Source organism: Pseudovibrio sp. POLY-S9 (genome assembly GCF_001431305.1).
Lineage (GTDB): Bacteria > Pseudomonadota > Alphaproteobacteria > Rhizobiales > Stappiaceae > Pseudovibrio.
The window spans coordinates 1-6,893 of sequence record NZ_LCWX01000216.1 but is presented as its reverse complement, the minus strand read 5'-3'; the positions used below and the strand labels follow the sequence as shown (position 1 = coordinate 6,893).

The window sequence follows — 6,893 nt, the reverse complement described above, 5'->3', positions numbered from 1 at the left end:
CCGTCGCCCCCACCATGGCCGCCACCGTGGTGACGATGACCAGAGAGGACGCAGCCGTAAGCGCCAGCCACACGGGATCATGAATCTCAAACAACACGGCCCCAATGCTGATGAGCACAGTCAGCACACTGCCCGCAATCACCCCGTTGGACAGCGCCCCGCAAAACTCCTTCCAAAGCCGAAACAGCGTACTGCCCGTCCAGATAGACCCCGTCGCAATGCCCTGCACCGCAACCGCAGACGCCTGAAGCCCGGAATTGCCCGCCATCGACATGATCACCGGAATAAACGCCGCCAAAATAGCCGCCTTCTCCAGCTCATCCTCAAAAGACCCAACCACCAGCGCAGCAACAGCAGACCCAATCAACCCCGTCATCAACCAGGGCAACCGGCCTTTGATGATCCGGCGCACGGAGTCTGAAGGCCGCGCTTCCGGCGAAACCCCACCCATCAACATCAGGTCTTCCGAGAGCTCCTCACGCACAATCTGGTTCATCTGCTCAGTCGTAATCCGCCCAATCAGCTTCCCGTCAACGTCAATCACCGGCATAGAGGAAATCTGCCGCTTCGCCGCCTTACGCAGCACATCCTCCTGATCCATCTCAGCAGACACCGCCAGCACATTAGCATCCATCACATCCCCAATGCGTGCTTTGGGCTCCAGCGTCAGCAAGCGCGTCACATCCAGCCGGCCCACCAACCGGTGCTTGGCATCCACCACAAACACCGTACGAAACCGCCCCACCAGATCATACTGGCTCTTGATCGCGGCAATCGCCTTCCCCGCCGTGTAATCCTCGTTGAACGCCACAAACTTCCGGCTCATCAACCGCCCGGCCGTATCCTCCCCATGCAAAATCCGCTCCTCAATCTCCGCCCGCGCATCCAGCTGCGGCACGATGATGTCGAGCAAGGTCTGCGGAAACTCATCCAGCGTATCCGCCAGATCATTCTCCTTCAGCGTATTGAGAATCTCCACCAGCCGCGTGGTCGTCCCGTCTTTCAGCAGTTCAGCGCGAAAATCCGGATAAAGCTCAGCGAGGATCTTGGTGGAAGGCCGAATAGGCAACAGCGCAAACAGTTTGCGAGCATCCGGTAGGGGCAGGGTAGTCAGCAACTGCAGCAGGTCCGTCGGTGGCCACTTCTTCAGCCGCTTCACCAGCCAGCTGGTCTCGTGCGCACGCAGCAAATGGCGCACCGTCTTCAGCACCTGTTTGTTGTGCTCATGCGCGGTGGTGTCTGTCTTGCTGCTCCACTGAAGTGGCTTCTTGTTCTTTGCCATCCTCCGCACCTTTGTTTGGGTACGATATTTGTCTGTGCAGACCATGCCTCAGCGAAGTAAATCTCTCCCTAAGACCAAGCAAAACCAATGCTGTGTTTCTATAGCTAAAGTTTTCAAAGAATACCGCAGCCCACAATGAGAAAGCCTTTATGAAATCTAAGTTATGAGGGGCCTTGCGCGGGCGGTTATATCAGCGCCCAACAGCATAAAATGACGCACACCAGCGTCTACATATTGGAAAATCTCCGAGAAAGATGTGCCATGCTCAACCGGATCTCTCCAAAACTGTGCGTTCAGATTGTAGCTGCTTCGTTCCTTTCGCTTTTGGCAACCGGTTTTCTGATTAACTCCTCAATGGCTCAGGACAGCTACGCTCAGGCAGAACCCTACGAGGAACTGAGCGGAGCGGGCTCCATGTATCCCGATGTCCTGTTCAATGAGACTTTGCGTCTCTTCAAAACATCAAACCCCGAGATCGAAGTGCGATACGACCCGATTGGCAGTGGAGCTGGGGTGCTGGCACTGCAGGCTGGCAAGGTCGATTTTGCTGTCTCCAGCGCTCCGCTGGAAGCGATCCTTGAACAAGACCTTGATATTGATGCCGCCGATGAGCCTGTCGCCATAGAGGACAAACTGCTGGAGATCCCCATCACCGCAGGCATGCTCGGCATTCTTTACAATATTGAAGGTGTTGGCCATTTGAAGCTCACGCGCAACGCACTCTCTGGTATTTTTGATGGCTCCATCCAATACTGGAACCACCGTGAAATCCGCATGGTGAACCCGGACCTGCGCTTGCCAAAGCTGAAAATCACCATTGTTGGCCGCAGTGATGCCAGCGGCGCAAACCTTGCCCTCTCCAAGCACTTGTACACCGCCGAAAATGCATGGTCTGGCAAATCTGCCAGCATTTGGCCACTGGAAACCTTCCCGAAAGACGCTGTCCTTGTGCCCAGTTCTTCTGAGGTCGTCACCAAGATCACCGAGAACAATGGCTCAATCGGTTATGCCCCCTCAGCCTTTGGCAGCACACTGGGAATCCCGATGGCTTTGGTCGAAAACCAAAAGGGCAACTTCGTAGCACCCTCACTCAATGCCGGAGAAGCAGCCATTGAGGAGATCAGCAGAAGTGGTGACCCGCTCTCCATTGATGAGATTCACAACCCTGAAGCTCCCAGCGCTTACCCCATCATTTCATTCTTTTGGCTGGTGACGGAAGACGTCTACCCTGATGTGAAAACCGGCACTGCGGTGCGCCAGTTTGCTGAATTTGTTTTGAGCGGACAGGCAAGGGGAGCCGCAATTTCATCCGGCTACATCCCGCTTCCGGCCAACATGCGCGCAGATGCCAAGAAGCTGGCAGCAACCATTCACTAAAATAGAGCGGATCAAACGACGATCCCACATGCAAGCATTTCAAACAAAAAAGCGGCGGAAATGATCCCGCCGCTTTTTGAATTTAGTATGAAGTTTGCTTATCTAGGCTCGCTACGCAAACCTTTGACGATTGCAAAACATGCGCCAAGCAAGATAATTGCAAACGGGAAGCCGGTTGAAACCGTCATCGCCTGAAGGCTGGAAAGACCACCGCCAAGCAGCAATGCAATCGCAACAAGGCCAACCAAAGACGCCCAGAAGATGCGCTGCTGAACCGGTGCGTTCACCTTACCACCAGCTGTAATGGTATCGATCACCAAAGAGCCGGAGTCTGAAGACGTCACAAAGAATGTGATGATCAGAACAACACCCAGTACAGATGTGATTTCTGCAAGTGGCAGGTTGCTCAGCATCTCGAACAGCTGAATCTCAGTCGCCGCACCTGCAATTTTGCCAAGGGTAGAAGTTGCTTCCAGCTCAATCGCTGTGCCACCAAAGGCTGTCATCCAGAGGGTGGTAACAACACTTGGAATAACCAGCACGCAAATCATGAACTCGCGAACGGAGCGGCCACGGCTGATGCGAGCGATAAACATGCCCACAAACGGTGCCCAGGAGAACCACCAAGCCCAGTAGAAAGTTGTCCAGCCCTGACGGAAGTTATCGTCAACGCGGCCAACTGGGTTGGAAAGTGCTGGCAGATATTCCAGATAAGCTTCCAGATTCCAGAACAGCTTCTGCAGGATGTCCAATGTTGGACCAGCCAACAGAACAAAACCAAGCAGCAAAGCAGCGGTGATTACGTTGAAGGTGGAAAGGTGCTTGATGCCTTTATCCAGCCCCATAACAACGGAACAAAGTGCAATAGCAGAGATTGCGATGATCAAAATGACCTTGGTTGTTGTCGTGATTTCAAGACCAAACAAATGGTTCAAACCAGCATTGGCTTGTTCTGCACCAATACCCAGAGAGGTTGCCAGACCAAACATGGTGGCAAACACAGCCAGAATATCAATCACGTGACCCGGCCAACCCCAAACACGCTCACCCAGAATTGGATAAAAGATAGAGCGGACGGTCAGCGGCAGGCCTTTGTTATAGGAAAACAGAGCCAGACCAAGAGCAATCACAGCATAAGTTGCCCATGGGTGCAGGGCCCAATGGAAGATGGTGGAGGCCATGGCAAGGCGCTCTGCTTCCGCACCGCTCAGCGCTTCACCGCCCAATGGGGCCCAGCTGCTGCCAGAAGTGATGGAAGAGAAATGGCCAAGTGGCTCAGCCACGCCGTAAAAGACAAGGCCGATGCCCATGCCCGCAGCAAACAACATGGAGAACCATTCGCTGTAGCTGTAATCTGGTTTTGCATCTCTGCCGCCGATGCGAACCTTTCCCAGTGGAGACACAATAAGGAAGAGGCAAAGCAACACAAAGATATTGCCGGCAATTAGGAAAAACCAGTCAAAACTAGAAGTGAGCCAAACACGTAGATCACCAAAGACCGGACCAATAGCGTCTTTATAGAGCAGAGTAATCGCAACAAAAATTGCAATCGCAATACTGGAAATAGTGAAAACGATATTGTGGACGTCAAACGCAACACCAGCGATTCGCGGTGTAATATTGTCTTGTCCTACTTCATAATCAGTATCAATAAGATTGGACGGCCCTTCGGGGGCCGGAATAAGATCTGCGCAGGTTTGATCAGTCATACTGGTCCTGTTTATTGGCAGATATCCACGCATGCAGCCCGAGTGCGCACGTCACGTGGATTTAGCAGCTCAACCAAGAGCCATGATCCGCTTGTTAGCCATCTGCCGCGAAAGCTCATGGGCGAGCCTATACGATCACTGCCAGAAATGGGTTCCACGCACAAAGGGCGGAAGCTGGCAACGCGGTTGCCTCCATGGCGGAGGCACAGATGGATAGCGATGCCATACAGCGAAAGTGATCTGGCTTAGCAAGAAGCCGTCGCTGACAGTGATTGGTTAGGCACCACTTGGTGTGCGCGAAACCTACAAATTTAAATGCATTACACACAAGAGTAAAAATACTTAGTCTTGGGGATAGCTTTCGCCGATTTGCCTGATCCTGCAAAAGCAACATCAAAGAGACCTAAAAACCTGTCTCACATCTCTAAGCTAGTGATCCTCATATTCTATTTTCGGGCCTCATACTGCTCGAACACGCCAATTTCAGAGAATACCAATCCCTTCCATGCTGTATTGACTGTGCAAAGATGAAGATATTTCAGTTCTAATGAGGCACGTGAGTAAGGCTGCTCTCTTATTGATGGCTTTCTCATAGCAAACCTTAGTGGGTTTAGTGGGTGAGGTGAGGTTCGAACGCAGCACAGAAAATACCATTCAAAGTAAGAGCAGCTCAGTTTCGGCTCTGTGGGAAGTTGGATCCGTTACACTTTGGAGCATGTTGCATTCGGCCTTACGGCGAGAGGTGCAATCGAGGTGTAAAGTGGCGATGATGTTTGAGGCGAGAGCGTGAAGATGCCATCGATGACTTGCAAAGGTGAACTGTGGTTAGAACCCAGTTTCATGCCTGACTCAGATGTTCGTTCAGACTTTGAAACAGATTTGTGCACGCTCTGGAGCTCCACAGTCAAACAGCGGTTCTTTGTTCTACTGATGAAAGAAAAGGAGATCGGGTTTGCGTTCGAACATAAACCCAATGCTGATCTTGGAAGCGACGATCAGAGGGATAAGCTGCTTCTAAATGGTGTCGACCAAACTATGAGGGCAAAGCCTATATATAAAGTCACATTGCTCTGGATTGTGAAGTGAAAACCCAGTTCCTCAAAACTGGGTTTTTTTGGCTCGATCTCAATAAGTTAAGATAGCGCCCATTTAGCAACGATGTCTTCAGCACCTTTCAAAAGATCCGCATCGTAAGAGCGTGTTGTGACCGCAATGTTCTCTTTCACCTGCCATTCCTGATAGGCTCCGGTAATAATGGGCCCGACCGCATCCTGCGCCATCAACCACCCCATAGCCAGATGGGCCAGAGGCATACCGGCTTTTTCAGCGTAAGCTTTCAACTCGTCAGCACAGCCGAGATACTTCTCCAGTAGCGGAGAATTCAGTTTCGGGTTATTGGCGCGATCATCATTTTGGTCAAAGTTACCGCTTGCTTTGAAGGTTCCTGCCAGCAATCCCTGCATTAATGGGCTATAAGGCAAGTACTTGAGGTCATGCTCCTCGCAAAGCGGAATGATCTCATCACGACTACGGTAGCTCAGCGGTATATTATGATAATGCGTGGCATTCGGCTCCAGAAGGTTATAAAGCCCCTGATAAGTGGCCAGCTCACAATGTTGCATCAGCTCTTTAGTCATCTTCAATGAGAAGTTGGAGACGCCAAGATGTCGAACCTTCCCACTCTCCACAACAGCGCGTAAACCTTCGGCGGTCTCTTCAACAGGTGTTTGGGGATCAGGCCAATGGCATTGCAGCACGTCAATATACTCTGTCTGCAAACGCTCGAGTGATTGATCCACCTCTTCTATGATAGAAGCTTTGGTCAGATTGTTTTTGACAGCTCTTTCTGGGTTGTTCCAAACCAGCCCGCACTTGGTGGCAATATACAGCTGGTCACGCTCAAAGGTCTTGAGGGCCTCACCCAAAAGCGTTTCCGCATGCCCTAGCCCGTAAACCGGTGCGACATCAAAGAAATTGATGCCCAGCTCAACGGCTGTTCGCATGGTTTGGATAGAGGTTTGATCCTCTGTGTCATTCCAGGTGCCGCCCACAGCCCAGCAGCCGAACCCCAACACTGACGCATTCATATCTTTCAAAGCTCTGAAAATCATTGTTATTTCCGCTATTAAAACTCCCAGGGGAAGGGGAGCACACAAAAATAAACTGCGCAATGCGCCATAACCGCCTTTCCAGACCTGAAGCTGATGATCAAAAACCGCTCCTTTGCGGGGATAGTTTTTTGGTTTGCGCTTATAAGATTTGATAGAAGGAGGATAAGCCCTGTTTCTCAGTTGGCTGGAGCAGGAGGCGTTGATGATGCCGTTCTTAGTCCTCTATCTTCCCAAACGTGCTGTTTCCTTGTCGTCTTGAACATTTGAGCGCATAAAAAGGCTGTTTCACGCAAAATCACGCAACGAACGCAATGGCGGGGCTTTCCATTGGGCGTCTCTCATCGCATAGCGGTCATCTCGGCGAGTTCAGGCGCTGCAGCCTGTGCCACGACCACCATACACCCTCATTCATTA

At 51.6% G+C, this 6,893-nt stretch carries 4 protein-coding genes; 1 reads left to right on the top strand and 3 read right to left on the bottom strand.

Annotated elements, in window-relative coordinates; all coding sequences use genetic code 11:
- Positions 1 to 1,282, bottom strand: a 1,282-nt coding sequence (locus PPL9_RS21950) for a CBS domain-containing protein (RefSeq protein WP_082597036.1), incomplete at its 3' end; no start/stop codon positions are given.
- Positions 1,283 to 1,543: 261 nt separating this feature from the next.
- On the opposite strand from PPL9_RS21950, the gene PPL9_RS21945 reads away from it, so the two are divergent.
- On the top strand, positions 1,544 to 2,659 hold the full coding sequence (locus PPL9_RS21945) for an extracellular solute-binding protein (protein ID WP_057464736.1): 1,116 nt from the start codon (positions 1,544 to 1,546) through the stop codon (positions 2,657 to 2,659).
- 98 nt (positions 2,660 to 2,757) lie between these two features.
- Here the strand turns inward: PPL9_RS21945 and PPL9_RS21940 are convergent, their stop codons facing one another.
- Positions 2,758 to 4,368 carry a BCCT family transporter gene (locus tag PPL9_RS21940; protein ID WP_057464735.1) on the bottom strand — a complete coding sequence of 537 codons (1,611 nt, stop codon included), beginning with the start codon at positions 4,366 to 4,368 and terminating at the stop codon, positions 2,758 to 2,760.
- Between the two features lie 1,133 nt (positions 4,369 to 5,501).
- Positions 5,502 to 6,479, bottom strand: coding sequence for an aldo/keto reductase (locus PPL9_RS21930; RefSeq protein WP_057464733.1), 978 nt, complete (start codon positions 6,477 to 6,479; stop codon positions 5,502 to 5,504).
- Between the last annotated feature and the right edge of the window lie 414 nt (positions 6,480 to 6,893).